This window comes from Phormidesmis sp. 146-12 (assembly GCF_052939495.1).
This window is the reverse complement of the sequence record NZ_JBJPHS010000021.1, coordinates 59016-81596: the sequence shown is the minus strand read 5'-3', so window position 1 is coordinate 81596 and position 22581 is coordinate 59016. Positions and strand designations below refer to the sequence as shown.

The window sequence follows — 22581 nt, the reverse complement described above, 5'->3', positions numbered from 1 at the left end:
TGACAGGGATGACAACAAATATTAAAAAGCGCTCAAATGACCTTTAGAGGGCTGGACTTTAGACCTGAGACTCTAGCTCAAAAATCAAAGTCTGAAGTTCAACGTCCCCTGTCCAATATCTAACGTCTATCTAACGTCGCCCTTTTGACAAGCCACTAGATTTTTAATCTTAACTAGTGACCAACGCTACTAAGCAATAAAAAACCGACAGTCTTCGTAAGAAATCTGTCGGCCAGTCGTGTGTTCCCTGTTGATGACTCGGCTAAAGTTGAGTCCTTTACAGTATGTCTGGCGGTGCCAATACTTTTAGCGATCCCAGTCACACTATAAGGTGATCTCTATCACGATTTGTCGAAGAGACTATCGTCAGCTTTTGAGTACTCAGATTGGCGATTTTGTCTACTCTTTCCCAATTTTCGGTGATAGCTAATAATTGAGTACAATTCACCATTGACAAAGAATCTAGGGTTTGGTAGAGACGGAATTGAATTTCTGTGGTATTCTAACAATACCTTGAGTAGAAAAAGTAAGATATCGGGCTTCGGGGCAGTCTGTGATTTCTCTCAAGCCTACCCAACCTGATATCGCAAAACAAATTAAATCCCTTTGATGAGGCTGAGTTGCAATTGAAAATTCAAGCGTCGGACATCCAAACAGGCGATCGCATTGTTGCTTACTGCAATAACAAAATGCAGATCTGCAAGGTCAAACACATTGAATCTGATCTCACCAATATCAATTTGTCGGTTTCGACCACTGGACATCATCAAAGTTCATCTTCACGAGTGGTTCGGTTTCGGCGAGATGCTCTGGTCGATCTGGCCGCAGAATTGATCCAGCCGTTGGCGACCGAAGAAATCTGTGAGCCATCTTCCTAGACAAGCCCGATTTGTTCTGACTTTTCGTTAAAAGTAGCGCTGGGAGAAGGGCACTCATCCCGCCTACACAGTGTCATGCGATAGAGGTAGAGTTTAATAAACTCCGCCAGGATGATGCTGTTTTTAACGATTTTATCGAAGAGGTCATGATGTTTACTCAAATCACTCGATCCTCATTGCGGGGGCTAGGCAGAAGCGTGCTGCTGATGGGAGCGATCTTGCTGAGTTATTCGCAGGGGATCGGGCCTTCTCTATCAGCACCTACAAATCCAGCTAGTCAGAAGCCAGATCCCAGTCTGACAACGCCTTCTCCAGAGCAGCAGTTTATTCCTCAAGCAAGAATTGCCCTGACGAGCGATCGAGTGACTGTCCTTTTAAAGAACAACACCTATGCGACCATCAGCTATCAGGTCATTGGAGACACCAAACCTCGGACTTTGGCAGGGCGTTCAACAGTGCTGCTGCAAAAATTGAGAACTCCCGTTACGCTGACGCTTGATCGTCAAGATGCAGGCTTATTAAAAGTTACTCCCACTCCAATGAGTAACGCCAAAGAGTCTCTCGAAGTCACCCTAGACACCACAACCGATTTGAGCGCTGATGCAACAACCATGAGAGTCGAAAGTACGGGTGCAATTTTTCTGTACTAAATCTTCGGGGTTCAATAAGAGACTTCTCTGTTATCGTCTATCCGCAAGCTCCAAGCGAAACGCTTTTCTAAAAGCCCCTCAAATTAGCAGCTTGGGGGCAGAAGATTTGAGCACCAAAGCGAAAGAATTCACCAAGCAAACGTTAATTTTGTGGCTGCTAGAAAGCAGCGATCGCCTGCCAAACCTAAGCAAACCGATCGCTGCCTTCAACCTTAAAGAAATACTTCAAGTAATGCCAAAGTTATCAACTCAACATCACTAAAACTATGAAATAGAACTTCCGGCCTGAGACAATAGTTGTCCAAGTTGTTGAAGTTTAGACGCTGCATCTCCGCTGGCACTTCCGGCTGCTGATGAAGTCTGAGAACCGAGATCAGCCAGGATTTCACCGATCGAGGAACCACCACCCGCCGTCAGGGCTTGTTTGAGTTCGCCAAGAGTTTCAGCGATCTCGGTTCCTTGTAGCTGTTGTTGCCAACTTTCGATCGCACCCACAGCCGCTTCGGGAGGGAGAGAAGTCAATCCACCTTGTAGGGCGGCGATCGTAGAATCTAAATCAACCGTTTGAGTCGAATCAGCCATATTGAGACATCCTTATCGTATTCTTGGGAAATTAAATTAGCCGTCGGATTCTGAGTTTCACTCACACCTGGCTTAAGTCTTCTTCACATGCTCACTCATTTCGTCACTCTCTGGAGGTAGATGGGAGGGAGGGATGAGGGATGAGGGATGAGGGATGAGGGATGAAGAAGTTTGGCGTTGCTGATTGGAGGGATGAATCTGTGAGAAGTGTCAATCTTTTCGCCCCCTAAATCCCCCAAAATTGGGGGACTTTGAGCACTGGGCTTCCCTCCGCTTTGGGGCAATTCATCCCCTAATTCACAACGCTAGAAGTTTTTTGGCTGGGAAATCGTACCCTTGGGGGTAATGGAGTTTGTTGAGGGGGGCGCTTATCGTGGAAGTGTTCTGAAAGGGATCAGGCGATCGACAGCGGGTAGCTGAAATTTGATCGCCATCTTTTAAGAACAACAGTCAACAGCTAATCACTCTCTTGCGTCCGTCACGGGATGCAGACCGATTGGAGACATTGATGATAGGAATGTTTCACTGCTTTCCTGCCGTTAGTTGTCTCCTTTTTTTTGGGTTTTAGTCTGAGTGGCAGCCGTGGTTTGAGGGAGAGGGCGGCACATCCATCGCGGGACTGGCCGTAAAGAATCCGATCGGCTTGAGCATAAAACCACTGTAAGCAGTCGGCATCACCGGAAAGTCTTCGGGTCGGGGAATGTGATGGTGACCAAAAGTGTACCAGACGACGACATCGGTGTTGGTGAGCGATCGATTTGCCTGTGTCCATTGGGGCAATCCTTCGCCGCCTGCATGTTGGTTGGGATACTTGCCAGCGGAGTAGAGTTCGTCAGCGTGATAGGGCGTGACCCAGAGGTGTTTAGTCATGAAACCGGCCCGCTTGAGAATGGGCGAATCGGGATGGGCAAAGGGCAACACGTTTTCACCTGGAATCAGCTTGTAGCCGACGTTTTGACCTAATCGATTTTGGATATTGGGATTGGTAATTTTCCAGTAACGGGCGCTCAACGGATCAACAATTCGCTGTGCAGCTTGTTCGGTTTCTAGCAATGTCGATTCTGCATAAAAAGCATTGCCGTAGGGATTCGTTTCTCCCATCGGTTCAGCGTGGCTGTTGACTTCGTAAACTGAGTTATTTTGCCCATCAATGTCCATATCCAATCGCATACTAAAAAAGTGTTGATGGTTGAGCGCATTGAGTTGGGGAGCGACTAAAGTACCATATTTTGGCGTGTCTCCTAGCGTTGCACAAAGTAAAATTCCAGTGAGCTTAACTTCGTATTGGATTGTGCCATCTTGATAGAAATACCAGAAAAAACCGTATTCGTAATTGTCCACGGTGGCGATGAAGGAAATCACGAGACGACGCGATCGCCGCACTTCAGATTCTTCAAGTCTCCAGTCGGTATGTTTCCAGAGAATGCCGTAGTCTTCTTCGTGTAGACAAACTGCATTTTCGGTGATGGCGACTTCTCCTCGACTGTTGGTGAGCACTGCATCAAAGTAATGGATTTCGCCTAAACAATCACACCCTAATTTGAGAGAATTTGCCAACATTCCGACCCCGTGTTCGCCCAGATCAAAGGCATTTTTACGAAAGTGTTGTACCCGTGGGTCGCCATATGGAACGACCATTTCAGCCATCGAAGCTCGATAGAGAATCGGACGAAGTTTGCCTTGATCTTCATAGCCAACTGTGTAGAGAACTAACCCTTCACGAGGCGTAAATCCAATCCGAAATTGCCATTTTTGCCAGCGAATCTGATGTCCATTCACCTCAAAACTTGGCCCTTCTGGCTGCGTAATTTGCAGCGGTTTAATATCATCTCGAAACTTGGGAATAAACGATCGCGCATACTCACTCGCCTCTGGCGGCACCGGAAGAATGCCCAGATCTTCTATCTTCAAAACCTGCATTTTGTTGAGGTCAACGACGGGAACTAGACCATCAATTGGACGCGCATAAAAATTACCGTTTGGCGTTGCCCGCAGATAGCACAAACAGCGAGAAAGCCGAATCCCCACTTCTTCTGCAAAACCAAAATTGCCGATCGCCCAGGGGTCAACCACGACTAAATCAAGGTCAGTAATGCCCCGTCTTTGTAGCGCTGCCTGAAACTCTGGATGAGCTTTGACCACGGCCTCACACTCGCCCAATTCATCCGCCATAATGTTGGGCTGCACACCGGGAATTTGCTCCCAGGAGGTGACTTGGCGATCGCTGAGACTAACCACTGCTTCATAGGTCGCGCCCGTCTGATTGTCGAGCAAAATCAAAAACGCCGATCGCTGAATCGGATCGCCCGCGACATAGTTAAGGACAACCGATTTGGGCGGCTCGTGCAACACGACTGTCGGAAACCGAAAGGACGAGCCAAGGTTTTGTTGGGTGCGAACGATCGTCACGGCGGTCTGAACTTCTTCAACCGTGAGCGGCTCTAAAGGGTGGAGAATCGTTTGGGTAGTGCTTTTGAGAATGGGAGAGATCGTCATGATTGCTATGAAAAATAAAGAACATTAAGTTCTGAATTAGTGCAGTATAAGGGACGGTCTTAATCTATTTCCGTTCACTCATATCCGTTTCTAAGCCTAGACTGAATTGACAAATTCATGGTTGTGCGATTAGTTTATAAAACGTTAAATGATGAAACCTTGAACTGCAAATAAAAATGATTTTAATTAAAAATGATTTTAATCAAAGCTACTCAGTAGTTTATAAGTTATGCGATCGCTCCTAGAAATCACTTAACCTGAATTCGATGAAATCTTTGGCTGCGGTTGTCACTCCGGGCAGCCCCCTAAATCCCATAAGTTTGGGGGACTTTGAGCAAAAAATCCTATCCGAAAGTCCCCCAGAATTGGGGGTTGGGGGGCGAAACTGCTGAATCACGAAGCGAAAAACTCCGTCGAATTCATGTTAACTTGACGCATATAAAATCAACAAACGCTTGCTCAAAAGAAACCATCAAAATTACCACTCAATAGAAATCACGCCGGAAAGTTGCAGATCTGACGATTTCTCAGTTTTGGTTCACCATTTAGCAAAGAGGAGCTTGTGGCAAATAGAGTTTTTATGCGTCTGCAAGTCCCTTTACGGTCTCCAGGCTGCCTGGGTGGTCTAAGTTATTGGAGTCTGACGATCGCAGCGGTAGCTTGACCAAAAAAGTTGCTCCCAAATTATCACCTGCACTTTTAACTGAAATCGTTCCGCCGTGAAGTTCGACTAAATTTCGCACGATCGAGAGTCCCAGTCCCAGCCCGCCATACGATCGTGTCGTACTGCTATCTTGTTGACGAAAGCGATCGAACACATAGGGGAGAAACTGCGGGCTGATCCCCTTTCCAGTGTCACTGACATAGAGATGCACCCAACCGCCCACCTGTTCAAGAGAAATCTTGACGTAACCCCCGACTGGCGTGAACTTGATGGCATTGGTTAACAGGTTCCAGATCACCTGCTGGAGTCGAGTAAAATCTGCCAACACTACGCCGTCAATGGGATTGCACACCATCTCTAATTGAATACTTTTTGCCTCCGCGATCGGACGAATCGTAGAAACTGCCGCCTCGATCGCACTGATTGGACTCACCGGACTAAAATCAAGCGACAGCCTTCCCTGAACAATCTGAGACACATCCAGCAAATCATTGACAATCTGTAGCTGAACTTTGGCATTGCGCTCGATCGTCTCCAATCCTTGAGCCAGTCTCGCTTCCTCAACAGAACGGCCGCGAAGAATGCGAGACCATCCCAAAATCGAGTTCATCGGCGTTCGCAGTTCGTGAGACAGCACTAACAAAAATTCGTCTTTCATGCGGTTGGCGGCCTCAGATTGAGCGCGGGCATGTCGTTCTAAAACTAATATTTGCTGCTGTTCTGCCTCCATTAGTTTATTCAAAGTAACGTCGATACAAACGCCACTCATTCTTACCGATCGCCCGATCTTGTCGGGGTAAATCTGCCCCTTAACCGCCAGCCAATGAATACTCTTATCTGGCCAGACGACTCTAAATTCGTCGTGATAGTTTTGTTGAGCCTGCTTAAGCGTCTGAATCACCGATCGCCGATCGTCTGGGTAGATCTGTTTGAGAAAGGTTTTGTAGGTGCGACTGTGCTGACCCGGAACGAGGCCAAACAGCCGTTCTTGTTGCGCCGAGCTAATGATCTGACCACTGATCAAATTCCAGTCCCAATGCCCCAATCCCGCAGCATCTAAGGCAAAATTAAACTGCCCCACGCTTTCCTGCAACGCAGTAGTGATTTGTCTGCGATCGCGCTCGATACAATGAGTAAATACCGTTTTTAACCAGATCAGAATTGAAAATACAACAATGATTTTAAAGACTAATAGCGAAATCGCAAATGCTGGCGTGATGTAGCCTTCTTTCTGAATTTTTAAGATCAACCAACCTAAAATTAACGGAACAAAAATCGCTGCAACTAATAGCCATCGAGTAGTTATATCACTAGGATGATTGCTAGTTACAATTCTCATCAGCCCTCGATCAAAACGCAAACAAAGAATGCCCACACACAGCACGATCAATACAACCGCTGTTGCCGCAGGCGATCGAGGAGAATAGATTGTGAATTCCTGAAATAACTGCACCTCATACAAATAGCTAACCAATGTTTGCAACGAGATCAGACTCGCCACTAAAGTTAGCCCCTGGACGATTTGAAACCGATCGCGGCGTTGTCCAGCCAGTCCCAGCGCTCCACCAATTAACACAAAACTCAGCGCCGTATTCCATCCCATTCTGCCTGGTGCAAAGTCGGCTTTGGTTGTGTTGTCTCGAAATAGGGGTTGATCAATGTTCAAATCCCATCCAAACACATATTCACCTAGCGTCAACAATCCAACCAGCACAACACTCGCGGCCAGCACTTGAGCAAAAAAACGACTCGCTCGGTGTCGATGTTGCAACAGCCATAGAGACAACCCCGACCCCACCAGAGCGATCGCGGTATTTGCCTTAATCGTCACGGTGTCGCCAATAAAACCGTACTTAATGATTTCAATATTGAGCAACCAGCCAACCAGGACAACCAACCCAACCAATGTGACAAAGACACTGATGGCAGAAGAAGTTTGTCTCAGCAAAGCCGCTGATCGCTGCAAAGTAATTTCAGACATGGCTAATAATGTTTGAAGGCAGCGACTGTTAATCAATCCAGGAATATCTCTGGAATAACATAACCGATGCTGCCCTACAAACCGATCTGCCCTAAGAGTTGCACATAATCCTCCATGAGATAGGTTTTAGTGTCCAAAACGGAAATCCACTCACAGAAAGGAACGCCGTTCTAGAGAGTGTTGTTGTCTAATGTCACGAAGCATTTGCAGTCTTTGTTTTTGGCGTTGTCGATCGCGTTTGATTTGTGCTTGCGAATGTGGATTTAATTCGTCATCGTCGTCTGGCATCTCAGCAGAACGCCTTGACCAGGAGGACGGTGGTTTGACAAAGAAAAGCATGGGGTTTCTCCAAGAATTGAGTGACGTACTACATTAATGCTACAAACATAATACAAAAACGTCAAGAGAGACTACAAACTTTTTTGAGATGAGGAGACGATCGCTCAACGATTTGCTCTAACGTAAATTCGATAGAGTTTTTGGCTTCGTCAAACGGCGGGCATTTGTGAAGCTAACAGCATTCGCCAACTTGCCTTTTAGCCATTACGCCAAGAAGGAAACGGGTGACTGAGTAGCCTGCCACAGCTTGTAAACAAGAAATTCAGTTTGCTCAGAAAAGGTTGTCACCAACATGCCTGCATGGGCTTCGGCACTCTCTGCGAGCCAGCTTCCGGTGAGGCTGATTTCTACATAGTTGTGATCGATCGCCGTCACGACGATGCTCTCACTCGCCTCCATTTTCAGCACTTTTCCGAGATATCTCAGTTCTGGAGTCTCGATCGGCATCAAAAAAGACGCTTTGCCAGGTTCAATATGCAAAGGTTGTCCTGCGCGGAGTGCCAGAATGACCCGTTGAGCGACCAGCACTTCTAGAGACGTTGAGACGACTCTCTCAAAGTGCAATCCTGCTTCGGTGTAGGTCAGCTTTAACATGGTTAAAATCCTCCGATGAGTGGGCTACCGTGTACACACAAGTCGTTGTCGCTTCGTTTCAGGCGGCTTCAGCCCCCTAAATCCCCCAGTCTGGGGGACTTTGACCAAGGAAAGATTTCCAAAGTTCAAAGCCAGGACGACGGCTCAAAGTCCCCCATTTTTGGGGGATTTAGGGGGCGAAGGCTCTCAGCAATGACAGATCGATCGACGTGTGTGTACACGGCAGGATGAGTGGGGGAGAAGAGAGGAAGGAGATTAAACTCAAAAAAATAATCCCCACCTCTGAAAACCAGGAGCGGGGATCGGCAGCTTTTTGGCTAGTCGATTTAGGTCAGTGCAGGTTGCGGCCCACACCTTCCGCTCTGGAGTTGTTCTAAATTTCCTGTGCCTTGAATCGGTTGTTTGGTGTGGCGCGCACTAATGATCCGCCCATTGACTCTCTGACTCAACTGCATGGTCGCCGTCACCCGATCGAGCTGGCAAACCGTTGCAGTATGAATTGAGAATGGGTTGGCGCTCATAGAAAACAGAATCTTGAGAATGACTATTTGTATACTACAAGATATACTACAGATTGTCCACTCTTTCTTTGGACTTTGAAACTTTAGACTTTGGAACTTTGAACAGAGTAGGCTTTTAGTGTCTGGTCTGATGTCTCCGATTTTGCGATGGAACTGCGACACCTTCGATATTTTGTGACGTTGGCAGAAGAACTGCACTTTGGGCGGGCCGCAGAACGGCTGCACATTGCTCAACCTCCGCTGAGTCATCAAATTCGTCAATTAGAGACAGAGCTTGGGTTTTCACTGTTTTATCGCACCAAGCGCACCGTCCAACTCACCGACGCAGGACAAACCTTCTTGATCGAGTCTCAGCGAATTCTCAACCAGCTAGAACACGCGATCGCCGCAGGTCAACAGGTCAGTCGAGGTGAAATCGGACAGCTTACGATCGGCTTTGTCAGTTCGGCTGCTTACAACGTTTTGCCACCCATTTTGCAAACCTTTCGCGCCCAAGTCCCCGGTGTCACCTTGGAGTTGCACGAATTAACCTCGGCTCAACAAATTCAGTGGCTCCAGGAAGGACGCATTGACATTGGGCTATTTCGTCCGCCGTTTGCAAATGATGGCTGTCAAGTAGAGACCATTTTTCAAGAATCTCTGATGGTTGCCCTGCCCCAAACGCATCCTCTGACTCAACAAAAACGAGTGTCGATACGATCGCTGATTCGAGAACCCTTCATCGTCTTCCCGCGTGCGGCGGCTCCTGGACTGTATGACCCAATTATTAGCCTCTGTCAGCAAGCAGGATTTAGCCCGATCGTGGCGCAAGAAGCCATTCAAATGCAAACGATCGTCAGTTTGGTAGCCGCAGAAATGGGCGTAGCGATCGTGCCAACTTCTCTCCAACAGCTTCAGCGTCCGGGTGTGGCTTATCGACCGATTGTAGAAACGACTCCCCAGGTAGCGATCGCAATGATTTGGAGACAGGGAGAGCGACTCCTTACGGGTAACTCGAAGAGATCGTCTACTGTACAGCGCTTTGTTGAAGTCGTTCGTCAAGTTGCCCAGCAGTGGAAAGGAACATGAAGATTCCCGACAAGCTGCCTGAGTTATCGCTGACTACAGGGGATTGCAAAAGACGACAGAAAAGCCCACAGAACGACTAGCCAGGACGGTTCACCTTCAACACTTCATCCAGCAAGCTTCTCGCAGGTTGCGCTTTAGCCAAGGCCGCCTGATGATCACTATGGGCCCGCACCAGACGCATCAAACCTCCAACCCCAGCTTTTAGCTGCTCCAAGTCTTCGCCAGATACCAGTTCTCCATCAAGCATCCGCACCAAAACAGGCTTGATATCGCCCACTTCTTGACGAACTTTTTGCAGCTTTTCGACCGTACTTAATAAGGTTTTGAGCGAGTTCAAAATGCTGTCCACATCCTGAATGTCTTCTACGTCTGCGACCTTTTCAGTCTCTTCGTCGGCTTCTTCCGTCTCCTCAACCAACTCCTCAGTTACCAGGCTATCTTGCGAATCTGACTCATCAAAGTCCAAGACCGCAGGCGAGTCTGATGTAGTTGTTTGCGTTTTGTTGCTATTCGATCGTGCCATCAACGTTTCCTCAAGCGGTCTTCTCAGTGTACCGTGTCGAACTGTGAACCAGAAATCTCGCACCCGATCAAGCTGTCAGATCAAAGCGTCAAATCAAAACGTTAAAACTGCCCGAATCACTTCACCTTTATGCATGAGATCAAATGCCTCATTGATCCGAGCGATCGGCATTACCTTCGTCACTAGATCATCGATATTAATTTTGCCCTCCATATACCAATCGACAATTTTGGGAACGTCCGTTCGTCCTTTTGCGCCGCCAAATGCAGTTCCTTTCCAGACGCGCCCGGTCACTAACTGGAACGGACGGGTACTAATTTCTTGACCCGCTCCCGCAACACCCACGATCACGCTAACACCCCAGCCTTTGTGACAACATTCCAACGCTTGCCGCATCACTTTGACATTGCCAATACACTCAAAACTGTAATCGGCTCCGCCCTTGGTCAAATTCACCAAATAAGGCACCAGATCGCCGTCAATTTCACTGGGATTGACAAAATGAGTCATGCCTAATTTCTCGGCGAGGGGGCGTTTTTCAGGATTCAAATCAACGCCAACGATCATATTTGCGCCAACCATTCTTGCAGCCTGAATCACATTTAACCCGACCCCACCCAGACCAAAAACGACCACGTTTGCCCCCGGTTCAACTTTGGCGGTATTGATCACGGCTCCGATTCCGGTCGTGACTCCACAACCAATCAGACAGACCTTCTCAAACGGCGCATCTTCCCGAATTTTGGCAACCGCAATCTCAGGAAGCACCGTGTAATTTGCAAAGGTCGAAGTGCCCATGTAGTGATGAATTTTGGTGCCTGCGATCGTAAAGCGACTCGTTCCATCTGGCATCAAGCCCTGCCCCTGAGTCACCCGAATGGCTTGACACAAATTAGTTTTGCCACTCAGACAATAATCACAGTTGCGACACTCTGGAGTGTAAAGCGGAATCACATGATCACCCGGCTTAACGCTCGTCACCCCTACCCCCACTTCGACAACAACTCCCGCCCCTTCATGCCCCAAAATTGCCGGAAACAACCCTTCAGGATCAGCCCCAGATAGCGTATAGGCATCCGTATGACACACGCCTGTCGCCTTGATTTCGACTAGCACTTCTCCAGCTTTGGGCGCTTCGAGTTGCACGGTTTCGAGACTCAAAGGTTGCCCCGCATTAAAGGCGACGGCAGCTAAAACATCCATGAAACTTACTCCGGTCAGCGTTGAGTTGAATTGTAAGCAAAAGTTTACAGCGATTTGCGCGATCGAGCGCCCGATTACTAAGACCTTGCAACAATTTGTACGATCGGACTTGTCAAGCCTTTAGTTCACGGTTCAACCGATGAAGTCATTCTTCCAATTTAGTCTTGCACCAGTGTTAACGTGAATTCGATGAAATCTTTCGCTGCGGTTGTGAATCAGGCAGCCCCCTAAATCCCCCACGAGTGAGGGACTTTGAACCCAAGATCTTGTCTGAAAGTCCCCCAATTTTGGGGGGTTGGGGGGCAGAAGCGCTGAAGAACGAAGCAAAAAAACCTCATCGAATTCACGTCAGTGTTAGTAATCAATCATCAATACGATCGCTCCTAGCATTGCAGATCTTGATCTGTTCTTGATCTCTCAGCGTGATCAATCAATTGTGAGAAAAAACCATTTCTGATGAAACCTGTGTGTGAATCCAATCCAACAGCATCGAATTAACCTGCTCTGGATATTCATCATGGGCACAGTGACCCGCATTCTCAAGCTCAATCAATTTCAGGTCAGGATTGTAGCTCGATAGACGCTTTGCCAATCCCGGCGGAATCATCCGATCCTGGTCGCCCCACAACAACAAAGACGGCATCTGAATCTGACCCAACAGCGATCGCACACTCGGACTAAACTGAGGACTGACCATCGCCCGAATAATCGCACAAAACGCTTGAGCCGACCCCTGTTCTCGTGCGGGCTTCATGAGAATTTCGAGCAACTCTTCGGTGATAGATTCCTGGCAAACATAGGCCAAACTTGCCCAACGACGAATCACACTCGGCTGTTTGAGCAGATGAAATAACGGATAAAGCAATAGGGGAGAGGTGACAATCGTTTGTAAGCCACGAGCTAAAGGACGCACGATCGGGGGAATGGCATCATCATGACTGGCAGTATCCGGTAAGCTGATCATCGCCACTCCTTGCACCATTTCTGGATGAGCCGCCGCCGTCGCCAGACAGGTCAGAGAGCCGATCGAATTGCCCACCAATACAACAGGTTTACCAATAAAGGTCTGCCAAAACTCGTGGAGTTGATCGACCCACAAATCCACTGAGTAGGCCACATTCGGCTTGTCAGAATCGCCAAACCCCAGTAGGTCTAGCGCATACACATTGTGGTGCTTTGCCAACTCAGACATGTTTTGCCGCCAGTGCCCGATCGAGCCGCCAAATCCATGCACAAATACGATCGCAACGTCGCTTTCAAGATTGGGAAAAAACGTGTGGTGAATGCGCCATCCTCTCCAGAGAGAGCTTTGCTGATAGCCGTAGCGCTGAACTAACTCAGACAACGGAACCGGAGGACGCATCGGCAGAGAAGCCGGGACGAACTGGGTGAGACGATTGTAAAAAGCTTCCTCTTCTTCGGCCTCAGTAGGTTTGAGAAATGCCCAGCAGATTGTCAACAAACAAATCATGAAAATTTGCGCCAGGTCGATCGCCGAAACAAATCCATCAGTGAAGGAGTTAACTAAGCGATCGACAATGGCAAATAGGCAGGCAATCAGCCCAAACTCCCAGGCATCATCTCTAAAACGCTTTAAAAAATCAGAAGGAAAAAAGCGATCGTGGTTCATACCCAATCCGTAGCTAAAAGGACGTTAAGAGACTTTGAATAAAAGTTTTGAATTAGTAAAATCAAGGACAGCAGAGGCACTCAACGAAATTTAAAGTTTGGTTAATCACTCTTCTAATATCAAGCGAGACAAATAAATCGACCTCTACAGATGGGTGAAGGTTGGTGACAGAGCACATCTACCCAATGAAAGAGCGATCGATTAAGTCTTGTTTAGAATCAACTTATACTCAATTCACTAGTTACTGATACAGATCCTCGCCCCCTAAATCCCCCATTTTGGGGGACTTTGAAACAGCTTCCCTGATGGGGTTTTTCAAATCTGAGAGATAGAAATCGGTTAATTAACTGATTTTTATGAGTATCATTTGTTGGTTGATTTGGTATTAATTAGATTTTTGGCGTTGCTGAATCAGGGGATAAATTGCCCCAAAGCGGCGAGAAATCCAAGGTTCAAAGTCCCCCAATTTTGGGGGATTTAGGGGGCGAAAAGATGGACACTTCCCACAGATCGATCCCTCCAATCAGCAACGCCGATTTTTTTGCCTGGTAATCGAGATACGCCATCCGCTCAGTCCGCCAGTCCAATGATTCTATGAGCGCTAGTATTCGTCTCTCTGGATAGATTTAGCCTTGACAGTCCTTAACTTAAATTGAACTAGTTATCGCAAACAAAGGAATTCACTATGAGCGGACATGCCAGCCACAAAGGAACCAACGCCAAAACCACCAATCAAAATGGAGTGATTGACGCAGATCCCGGAAGTACGCCAACGGAGGCAGATTACTCGCGAGACGATCAAGATGTCACTCCCGTAAATCCTGCTGCAACAGAGCGGCCCAAAGACCAACCATCCGAAAGCCAATCGGAAGCACAACACTAACGTCGATCGTTTCTAAATGCAGCTTGACTCAGATATCTTGATAACGGCTGCCTAATAAAAATCGCTAAATGATGAACGTAGAACTCATCATCTATAACTGCGAGATCTGACTCAACTTCTAGAAGCGGATCTTATTTCTCATTCATCATTTAGTCGATCGAGGTCGTTCTTAAATAGTAAGAGTTGATCTCACACATAGGATAGAGATATAAAATCACATAACTTTACAAAATGGTGGAAACGCTACTTGCGATCGCTAAGACAACACCATGAAATACGACGAATTTATCAAAAACGTGCAAAATTTGGGATCTTTCAATTCTCGTCAAGAGGCTGAAAAAGCAACTCAGGCAACGCTAGAGACTGTGAAAGAAAGAATCGTCGGTGATGAGGCCGTTCAACTGGGCGCACAGCTTCCCGAAGACTTGGCAAAACACCTGAGAGGACGAGAAGGCGAGTTTGGCGCTCACTTTAAATTGGATGAGTTTTATCAGCGAATTGGTCAAAAAGAAGGCACCGATGCAGAAACGGCCGCCCTTCACGCTAAAGCTGTCATCTCAGTTTTGAGCCAAGCCGTTACGCCTGGAGAATTTGCGGACGTGCGATCGAACTTCTCCGACGACTACGATCCTCTCTTTGCCGAACTTGCTCACACTGAAAAGTAACCAATTTATAGAAGGGGCTAACTTGATCTCGTTCTACGCCTGCCGAAGCGTGACGGTTAGCCCAAATTTGATCAAAGTTTAGTAGAAGAAGTATAGGTGGGAACGATCGTCCCCTTTGAGCAACCTGACAGTCAATGTAACCCGTTAAATTATCTCTATAGAGCGATCGGGCAGTTCAAGAGATGCTACATATCATCGATTTGAGTGAGGCGAGTCACAAGCTCGTCTTTTTTTTCGTGATAGGTTGAAAGAATCGATTTCATCCTTAAGGTATTTAATCAATCTCTAGCAAACGATTTGGCGGTTTATAACGCTGGATAGATGCAGGAGACGGTGGTCAGAAATTAGAGTGTCATCAGTGGTGGTGGTGCATCTCTGATCAGGATGATTTGATGATTACATGGAAAAGTTACAGACCGCTTCGGGAATTCTTCCCGCTTGTCTTGTATCCACCAGTATCCACCCATAATTCTGCCGATCTATTTCTATTTCTTCTAATTGGGGCTGAACGAATTTGCTGCTTGTGCGAGAGTGCTTTTGAGGTATTACTCTCAAAAAATCAGAATTCCATACAGTCCTTCCTACTACTCAATTCACCCCTAGTTAAAGGGATCAGAATTGTTTTCGTGTATCTATTCTTTAAGTGAGGGCACCGTGATGAAACTGCACCATACTCAACAACCTCTGTTCTCGGCATCACTAAAGAATATCGTGAGGATGGCAGCCTTTTCTTTGACAGTAGGGCTGTTCTCAATGGGCTTGACGGCTCATGCGTCCGAGTCGCAGGCTCAAAGTGTCCCCACTAAATCTACAAAACAAGCGTCCGCTTCAGCAGCGTTGCCCAATGGCATTTATTTATATGGTCAGTCAGCCCAACCCGAACAGGTCGGACAAGCCTACTTTGTGTTTGAGGTAAACCAGGGCAAGGTGTTGGGTGCTTTTTACATGCCGCGATCGTCCTTTGATTGTGCCTATGGTACTTTTCAATCAGACCAAGTAGCCTTGACGGTGATCGACAGCTACGAAAAAACGCGACACCCCTACGCGATCGCGCTACAAAGAACGGCTAACGTCGCCACCACTGGCAACCCTGCCATGACTCGAATTAGTCTAGAAGGCTTCCAACCGCTTAAAAAACTAAGTGCGACTGACCAACGAATTCTCAATGTCTGCAAGCAAAATTATCCCAATGCGCTAAAGTAGACCAAATTTGCAACAAACCCATCGCCTCGTGAAGATTTCTATCTAACTTCACGGGGCGTTTTGGCATAAGATTGGTCAATGAAGCTAACCACACGCGGACACTACAGCGTCAAAGCTCTGCTGGATTTGAGTTTGCAGCCAGGGTATGCGCCTACCTCGGTGAAAGCGATCGCTCAACGTCAAGATCTCCCGGCTCCCTATTTAGAAAAGCTGTTGATCGAGATGCGGCGATCAGGACTGGTGGTGTCTGTTCGAGGCGCTCAAGGAGGCTATCAGTTGGCGCATCCGCCTGCACAGATTTCTTTAGGTCAAATTTTAGAAGCGGTTGGCGAAAGCATTGATCCCTTGCCGCATCACACCCCTGACATTGATCAAGCTGAAGATTGGGTGACTTTTACCCTGTGGAATCGGCTCCACCAAAAAATGAAAGAAGCGCTCTACAGCATTTCGCTAGAAGATTTGTATTACGATGCTCGAAGCTGGCAAGCGGCTCAGGGAGAGGAAGCGAGTTTTGTGGTTTGAGGAGATTTCCATTAAGAATATTATCTGTCGAACTATTCACGCTCGACGAGGATGACATTTTCGGTGACTTTCTCAAAGGTGTCGTCGTGGCTGATCACAAAAAGTTGACGGAAGGTTTTGATGTTAGCGATCGCTTCGGCCAAACTGTCTCGTCGGGGTTTGTCCATGTTAGTAGTTGGCTCATCAAAGAAGGCAATGTTGATATCGGCTAATACTTTAAGCAATGCTAAACGAACCGCCAACGCCGCACACATTTGTTCACCGCCAGATAGATTGATCAATCGGCGCGAGTGAGGCCCTTCCTGCACCACAATTTCGTAGTCTCGCGTCCATTCAAGCGCCACGTTAGGACGGTTAAGCAATTCTCGAAAAAGCTTGTCTGCCTCGCGGGAAATGCTTTGTACGTAGCGTTCGGTGATTCGCGGCCCGGCATCTTTGAAGGCTTTACGAGCAAATTTGATGAAGCGATCGACCTTCTGTTTGCGTTTGAGTTCCGATTTTGCCTGATCTCGCTTTTCCTGAATAGCTTGTAATTTTGAAAGTTGAACATCGTATTCCTCTAAGCGTTTTGTCTTTTCAGGTAGCGTTGCACTTAGCGTAATTTTTTGAGTTTGGGCTTCCCGATAAGCGGTTTGCACAGCTTCTACTTGAGCAGGATCAAAATGTTCTTCAAGCTGTGCTTTTTGCATTGTGAGTTCTGTAATTTTCTTTTGAAGATCCTGCTGTTTTTGACTGGCTTCTTCTAGTTGTTTTTGACGGTCTTTAAGACTATTGGCAGCCTGTTGATGTTCTAAATAGAGTTGGTAGTTAGCGCGATGTTCTTCCCGTAACGTTTGCTGTTCACGAATCTGATCGGTGAGCGTTGTGAACGTAGCAAGTTGGCGATCGAGGTCTGCGATCGTTGTCTGCACTTCAATCAAGGCTTTTTGAATTTGCTGCTGTTGGGCTTCCAGATTTGCCTGTTGTTTGAGTTCTTGTTGGAGCAAGCGATCGCGACTCCGGGGGTCTTCTAGCGTTTGCAGTTGTCCTTTGAGGTGAGCGAGTTGCTGTTGAAGTTCGGGTTCGTTGGCGAGTTGTGTCTGACATTGGGTGATGTGCGATCGTACTTCCTCAATCTCAGTTTCTAAAGTTTCTTCCTGGTCAAATTTATGATCCAACGTTAGATATTGAGCTTGATGCTGACGAGCCATTTCGAGTTGGGTCTGGACTTGTTGTAGGTGTTGCTTGAGGCGATCGGCGAGAAGTTGTTCTGACAAATCATCGAGAATGCCTTGCAGATCCAACATTAGCTGGCCTTGCAGCTTGAATCCGTTGCCCAAAGCCGTGAGAATTTCTTCGAGTTGGGCTGTCCAGAGTGGAGCAGCTTGTTTGAGTTGGTTGAGCGTAGAAGTGGCCGCGTTGACATGATGCGTGTAGATGCCTTCGCGCTTTTGGGCTTGAGTGACGATCTGCCTCAAATCGGCTTCAAATTGGGTGGCGGCATCGATGCGGCTGAGTTGTTGTTGATAGCGCTGCTGCTGGGTTTCGAGTTGAGGAATTTTTTGCACGATCGCGCCCATCGTTTCCAGTTTTTCGATTTCTTGTCCGAGTTGCTGACGGCGATTTTCAAGTTGTGTCAGGCGTTTTTGATCTCGACTAATCGTTTGTTTCCAGCTTTGACAATTTTGTAACTGCTGATTGAGAATTTGCTGTTGATGTTCCCATTCAATTTGTTGTTGAATTAAAGGTTCGAGGCGCTTTAGTTCAGACTCGATTTGTGATCGCCGTTCTAATTGTTGCGTTAGAGTCGCCAGTTTGGTTTGGCGATCGCTTTCCTGTTTGACCCAGCCTTGACGCTGCTGCATTAAGATCTGTTGCGCTTCACGGTCTTTTTCTAATGTTTTTAGCGTAGATTCTGCCTGTAAAACGGTTCGATAACTATTGCGATACAGGGTGCAGATTTCGACAGATTTTTCCGCAGCTTGCAGGTCGAGTTTGAGGCGATCGAGCATCAAGGTTTCTGACTGAATTCGCGCCGTCAGTTTTTCTAATTCGCTTGTAATTTGCTGCATTTGGGCAGATTGGGCGCTGAGTTGATCCTGCTCAGTTTGCAGTTCTGAAAGGCGCAGTTTCCACTGAGCAAGCTGTAGGGTTAAATGCTCAATATCCTGGCTGAGTTCTTGTTGCTTTTGAGAAAGGGTCTCCCAATCTTGGAGCGATTCTTCGTACTGCGCGATCGTCCGTTCCAAACTTTCGGTTTCAGCTTTGGCGTACTTTTCCAGCGTCAACATTTGTTGATTGACTTGCCGATATTCTTCAACTTTGAGAATGGTGTCAAAAATCGGTTTGCGCTTCTCGGCGGGCTGCAAAAAATCAGCAGTAAACGTGCCTTGAGGAACGCCGATCGTATTCGCAAAAAGCTTCGCTAAATCTGTCCCCGGTGCCACGCCTAGATGCTGTCTCAACCACGGTAAAACTTCCTCTCGAATGCGGGTATAGCCCAGTTTCTCGCCCAGTTGAGGGTCGTAGAGCAAATAGCCCGATCGCGTACAGCGCTGCACCTCATACGTGCGTTGGTCAAGACTGGAGACGATAGAGACCCGCACCTGAGCGCTGGCTGCCCCATTCTGAACCAAATCTTCCACTCGATAGTCGCCCTTGTGGTCAAATAAGACCCAGGCGATCGCTTCTAGAATGCTCGTTTTTCCAGCTCCATTTTCGCCACAGATGGCATTAGTTCCGGGCTGAAAGAGGAATTGGCGATCGCTGTGCGACTTAAAGTTTTTGAGGCTGACGGAGAGAATTTCCATGATCTGATTTTAAGGCGTAGATCAGATGTTCTGATCAGAAATCTCGAAATTTAGAGAGAAGATTTTCGAGTGAAGTGTACACCGTTTATCCTGAGATTAAACAACAAAGTAACGGAGCGAATGATTTTATGGAGATCACAAAATTTCTCCACGCAGCTTTATTGGTTTCTGATCTAGAGCAAGCTGAACATTTTTATGGAACAATTTTGGGGTTGAATAAAGTCGATCGCGTCCTCAAATTTCCTGGTGCCTGGTACGAAATAGGTGACTTTCAGATTCATTTAATCGTGGCGGATGCAATATCGTCACTGCAAAACTTAGAGAAATGGGGACGCAACCAACATCTAGCATTTTCAGTTGCCGATCTGATGGTCGCGAAAGAAGAATTGTTAGCCCACCACTATGAGTTTCAAATGAGTGCATCGGGGCGATCGGCGCTGTTTGTTCAAGATCCTGATGGCAATGTGATTGAGCTAAATGAGTCCTAATCCAAAAAAGATAAATGCTGTATGGAATGCTAACTAAACTTCTTAATTAAAGGAGTAAAAATTAATTTGCAGTGAAAATCATTGCCTATCTCTACAGCGATCCCTTGCTAGAATCAACGCCCGATCCAAATCTTTGGGGATGGGAAATCGACCACGTTTATCAAGATTTAGCAACAGAAAAAGCAATGCGTCCAGAATTGCAAAAACTGCTCTCAGACTGTCAAACCGAACCCGCAAACTATCTACTGGTGCGGCGGCTAGAAGAATTGGGAGACTCTGTGCAAGAAGTGAGCGATCGTCTGACTGAATTCGAGACTTTAGGCATTCAACTAATGACGGTTGAGTCGTCTAACACAGACAATAACCTCCGTTCAGATCTCCTGAAACTGCTGCAACAAGTTCAGTCCAATCAAAAAAGTCGGCGCATTCGTCAGGGACATGCCCGCAATCGCATCAAAGCACTGCCACCTCCCGGAAAAGCACCCTATGGCTATCGTCGCAGCAAAAATCGCTATGTGATCGATCGCGCCACTGCTCCCGTCGTCAAAGATTTCTTCGAGCAGTTTTTGTTATATGGTTCCTTGCGGGGGGCTGTGCGTTATTTAGACAAGAAATATCGTAAAAAAATTTCCGTTTCGACGGGGCGACGCTGGTTGTCAAATCCCGTTTATCGAGGCGATTTAGAATATCAGACGGGAGATGTGATTGCAGACACTCACGGGGCACTCATTACCAGAGAAGAAGCGGCCCAAATCGATCGCTTACTGCGGCGAAATCGTCGGCTCCCCTCTCGAACGGCTAGTGCGCCTCGATCGCTGGCAGGTTTGGTTTCTTGCAGCAGTTGTCACTCTCCGATGACCGTCACTCGTGTCGCACCTCACAACAAAAAAGCGACAGAATATTTATACTTGCGCCCAACTCAATGTTCTAATCAACCTAAATGTAAAGCGATCGCGTATGAGCAAATTTTGCAAGCCACGATCGAGCGCATTTGTGAAGACTTGCCGCGCGCTGTTTCAGAAGTGAACACGCCTGATTTGGATGCGATTAAACAAGGAATTTCTGGAGCGATCTCCGCCAAACAAGCCATTCTTTCCCAACTTCCAGCCTTGATCGAAACTCAGATTCTCGACATCGAAACCGCCGACCTCCGCGCCTACAAAATTCGGACAGAGATCGCAGACCTGCAACGTCAATTCTCTCAACTACCGCCTGTTAATTTAAGCGCGATCGCTCAAGCCGTTTCGATTCCTCAATTTTGGCTAGACTTATCTGAGTCAGAACGTCGTTTTTACTTTCGTGAATTCATTCGTCAAATTGAACTAACTCGCCCTGAAACCGAGTGGCACCTGAAATTAATTTTCATCTTTTGAGAAAATCCAAAAACTGCTGCATCAGTGACGCTTTTCAATCTGTAACGAATCGCACCAGGATGAGAAGCCTAGCTTCTAAGATAGCTGTCATCCCCATTAGGAGAACCTGCGTTGCCTCGCCCCCCGATTCAAGCTCAACCGCCCCTTGGCTTTATTCCTCCAGATTTTGATCCCAAAATTCTCAAACTGACCCAGCTTGCACTTCCCTTTTGGACGCGATCGAAAACCTCGCTTACGGGTATTGAGGCAACCAACCTTGAGCAATTAGTAGCGCTCTACCAACAGTTTCAAGCGGGTAAAATTCGATTGTTGTTCGCGTTCCGGCATCCCAGCGTAGACGATCCACTTGCTATTGCAAATTTACTTCGTTATCAAGTGCCCAAGACTGCTCAACGGCAAAAAATTGCATTGCGGCACCCGATTCACGCTCATTTTATGTACGATCGCGGCATTCCTCTCTGGGCTGGCTCAACAATGGGCTGGCTCTATTCAAAACTGGGTGGCACTCCCATTCATCGCGGCAAGCTCGATCGCACAGGATTACGATCCGCTAGAAACCTATTAGTCAACGGAGAATTTCCGCTACTAGCGGCTCCCGAAGGCGCAACCAACGGTCATAACGAAATCATCAGCCCTTTAGAGCCAGGACTTGCACAGTTGGGATTTTGGTGTGTCGAAGATTTGCTCAAAGCAGGGCGATCGGAAGAAGTGTTGATTGTCCCGATCGGCATTCAATACCGCTACATCACGCCTCCCTGGAAAGCCTTAGAAAAGCTGCTCAGTGAAATCGAAGCTGATATCGGAATCACGCCCACACGCGGCACTGGAGACGGTCATCTCTACCGCAGACTCTACCAGTTAGCCGAACGATTGCTGACCATTATGGAACAGTATTACACACGGTTTTACCATCAAACATTAACCACGACCAAGAACGCTGAGTCATCCCAAGTCGAAGGCGTTTTACCCGGAACAAATGAGGAATTTACAGTTCGATTAGATGCTCTGATGAATGCAGCGCTGAACGTTGCCGAACAGTATTTCAACATTCAGCCAAAGGGTAGTGTAATTGATCGCTGTCGCAAACTAGAACAAGCTGGATGGGACTATGTGTATCGCGAAGATTTAAATTTAGAAACGCTATCGCCCATCGAAAGAGGACTCGCCGATCGCATTGCTGAAGAAGCCCATCTCCGCATCTGGCACATGCGTTTGGTGGAATGCTTTGTCGCCGTCACAGGCAAGTATGTCTTAGAGAAGCCAACCGTCGAGCGCTTTGCCGAAACCACCCTGCTCGCCTGGGACACCATCACTCGCATCAAAGGCGGCAACCCCTTTAAGCGTCCCCGATTAGGCAAACAAAAATGCCACATTACGATCGGACAACCTCTGTCAGTGAGCGATCGTTGGGACACTTACCAAACCAATCGCCGCGCCGCTAAACAAGCTGTCACCGACCTCACACAAGACTTACAAAACGCACTGCAATCGATGATCGGATAGAGCGATCGCTTTGCAATTCTCTAGAA

General features: G+C 47.3%; 21 protein-coding genes. 11 read left to right on the top strand and 10 right to left on the bottom strand.

Translation table 11 applies throughout. The annotated features are described in order from the left end of the window. Nucleotides 1-620 precede the first annotated feature (620 nt). The 3 genes from ACKFKF_RS11920 to ACKFKF_RS11910 all read left to right on the top strand — a co-directional run bounded on the left by ACKFKF_RS11920 (nt 621) and on the right by ACKFKF_RS11910 (nt 1790). The gene (locus tag ACKFKF_RS11920) at nt 621-878 is read left to right on the top strand and encodes a hypothetical protein (RefSeq protein ID WP_446867904.1); all 258 of its coding nucleotides are present in this window, start codon (nt 621-623) and stop codon (nt 876-878) included. Nucleotides 879-1027: 149 nt separating this feature from the next. Continuing rightward, nucleotides 1028-1528, top strand: coding sequence for a hypothetical protein (locus ACKFKF_RS11915; RefSeq protein WP_446867903.1), 501 nt, complete (start codon nt 1028-1030; stop codon nt 1526-1528). A 106-nt stretch (nt 1529-1634) separates the two neighbouring features. Then, nucleotides 1635-1790: a hypothetical protein gene (locus ACKFKF_RS11910; protein ID WP_446867902.1), complete on the top strand. Its 156-nt coding sequence runs from the start codon at nt 1635-1637 to the stop codon at nt 1788-1790. A gap of 2 nt (nt 1791-1792) precedes the next feature. Here ACKFKF_RS11910 and ACKFKF_RS11905 read toward each other — a convergent pair whose 3' ends face one another. The 6 genes from ACKFKF_RS11905 to ACKFKF_RS11880 form a co-directional block, all read right to left on the bottom strand. Further along, nucleotides 1793-2110, bottom strand: a complete 318-nt coding sequence (locus tag ACKFKF_RS11905; RefSeq protein ID WP_446867901.1) for a hypothetical protein — start codon at nt 2108-2110, stop codon at nt 1793-1795. A gap of 564 nt (nt 2111-2674) precedes the next feature. Further along, nucleotides 2675-4606 (bottom strand): primary-amine oxidase, encoded by a 1932-nt coding sequence (locus ACKFKF_RS11900; protein ID WP_446867900.1) that lies wholly within the window; start codon nt 4604-4606, stop codon nt 2675-2677. 578 nt (nt 4607-5184) lie between these two features. After that, a complete protein-coding gene (locus tag ACKFKF_RS11895) occupies nt 5185-7251 on the bottom strand; it encodes a PAS domain-containing sensor histidine kinase (RefSeq protein WP_446867899.1) in 2067 nt (688 codons plus the stop codon). A 150-nt stretch (nt 7252-7401) separates the two neighbouring features. After that, nucleotides 7402-7590, bottom strand: coding sequence for a hypothetical protein (locus ACKFKF_RS11890; RefSeq protein ID WP_446867898.1), 189 nt, complete (start codon nt 7588-7590; stop codon nt 7402-7404). Between the two features lie 204 nt (nt 7591-7794). Further along, nucleotides 7795-8184 (bottom strand): alr0857 family protein, encoded by a 390-nt coding sequence (locus ACKFKF_RS11885; RefSeq protein WP_446867897.1) that lies wholly within the window; start codon nt 8182-8184, stop codon nt 7795-7797. A gap of 326 nt (nt 8185-8510) precedes the next feature. Next, on the bottom strand, nt 8511-8705 hold the full coding sequence (locus ACKFKF_RS11880; protein ID WP_446867896.1) for a hypothetical protein: 195 nt from the start codon (nt 8703-8705) through the stop codon (nt 8511-8513). A gap of 147 nt (nt 8706-8852) precedes the next feature. Between ACKFKF_RS11880 and ACKFKF_RS11875 the strand changes: the two genes are divergently transcribed. Next, complete coding sequence (locus ACKFKF_RS11875; RefSeq protein ID WP_446867895.1) at nt 8853-9773, top strand: LysR family transcriptional regulator; 921 nt, start codon at nt 8853-8855, stop codon at nt 9771-9773. Between the two features lie 76 nt (nt 9774-9849). Here the strand turns inward: ACKFKF_RS11875 and ACKFKF_RS11870 are convergent, their stop codons facing one another. From ACKFKF_RS11870 to ACKFKF_RS11860, 3 genes are all read right to left on the bottom strand, one after another. Further along, on the bottom strand, nt 9850-10296 hold the full coding sequence (locus tag ACKFKF_RS11870) for a hypothetical protein (protein ID WP_446867894.1): 447 nt from the start codon (nt 10294-10296) through the stop codon (nt 9850-9852). Between the two features lie 93 nt (nt 10297-10389). Then, complete coding sequence (locus ACKFKF_RS11865; RefSeq protein ID WP_446867893.1) at nt 10390-11499, bottom strand: S-(hydroxymethyl)glutathione dehydrogenase/class III alcohol dehydrogenase; 1110 nt, start codon at nt 11497-11499, stop codon at nt 10390-10392. A gap of 430 nt (nt 11500-11929) precedes the next feature. Beyond that, nucleotides 11930-13129 carry an alpha/beta fold hydrolase gene (locus ACKFKF_RS11860; protein WP_446867892.1) on the bottom strand — a complete coding sequence of 400 codons (1200 nt, stop codon included), beginning with the start codon at nt 13127-13129 and terminating at the stop codon, nt 11930-11932. A 685-nt stretch (nt 13130-13814) separates the two neighbouring features. Here ACKFKF_RS11860 and ACKFKF_RS11855 point away from each other — a divergent pair. The 4 genes from ACKFKF_RS11855 (at nt 13815) to ACKFKF_RS11840 (ending at nt 16402) form a co-directional block, all read left to right on the top strand. Further along, nucleotides 13815-14012, top strand: coding sequence for a hypothetical protein (locus ACKFKF_RS11855; RefSeq protein ID WP_446860409.1), 198 nt, complete (start codon nt 13815-13817; stop codon nt 14010-14012). Between the two features lie 269 nt (nt 14013-14281). Beyond that, nucleotides 14282-14677, top strand: a complete 396-nt coding sequence (locus ACKFKF_RS11850; RefSeq protein WP_446860410.1) for a DUF2267 domain-containing protein — start codon at nt 14282-14284, stop codon at nt 14675-14677. Nucleotides 14678-15334: 657 nt separating this feature from the next. After that, entirely contained in the window at nt 15335-15880 is a 546-nt protein-coding gene (locus ACKFKF_RS11845) for a hypothetical protein (RefSeq protein WP_446867891.1), read from the top strand. A 78-nt stretch (nt 15881-15958) separates the two neighbouring features. Further along, nucleotides 15959-16402 (top strand): Rrf2 family transcriptional regulator, encoded by a 444-nt coding sequence (locus ACKFKF_RS11840; RefSeq protein WP_446860412.1) that lies wholly within the window; start codon nt 15959-15961, stop codon nt 16400-16402. Nucleotides 16403-16434: 32 nt separating this feature from the next. On the opposite strand, the gene ACKFKF_RS11835 is transcribed toward ACKFKF_RS11840, so the two are convergent. Then, entirely contained in the window at nt 16435-19191 is a 2757-nt protein-coding gene (locus ACKFKF_RS11835; protein WP_446867890.1) for an AAA family ATPase, read from the bottom strand. Between the two features lie 128 nt (nt 19192-19319). On the opposite strand from ACKFKF_RS11835, the gene ACKFKF_RS11830 reads away from it, so the two are divergent. The 3 genes from ACKFKF_RS11830 (at nt 19320) to ACKFKF_RS11820 (ending at nt 22555) form a co-directional block, all read left to right on the top strand. Then, nucleotides 19320-19679, top strand: coding sequence for a VOC family protein (locus ACKFKF_RS11830; RefSeq protein ID WP_446860414.1), 360 nt, complete (start codon nt 19320-19322; stop codon nt 19677-19679). Between the two features lie 71 nt (nt 19680-19750). Next, nucleotides 19751-21052, top strand: coding sequence for a recombinase family protein (locus ACKFKF_RS11825; RefSeq protein ID WP_446867889.1), 1302 nt, complete (start codon nt 19751-19753; stop codon nt 21050-21052). A 111-nt stretch (nt 21053-21163) separates the two neighbouring features. Next, the gene (locus ACKFKF_RS11820; protein WP_446867888.1) at nt 21164-22555 is read left to right on the top strand and encodes a lysophospholipid acyltransferase family protein; all 1392 of its coding nucleotides are present in this window, start codon (nt 21164-21166) and stop codon (nt 22553-22555) included. Nucleotides 22556-22581 lie beyond the last annotated feature (26 nt).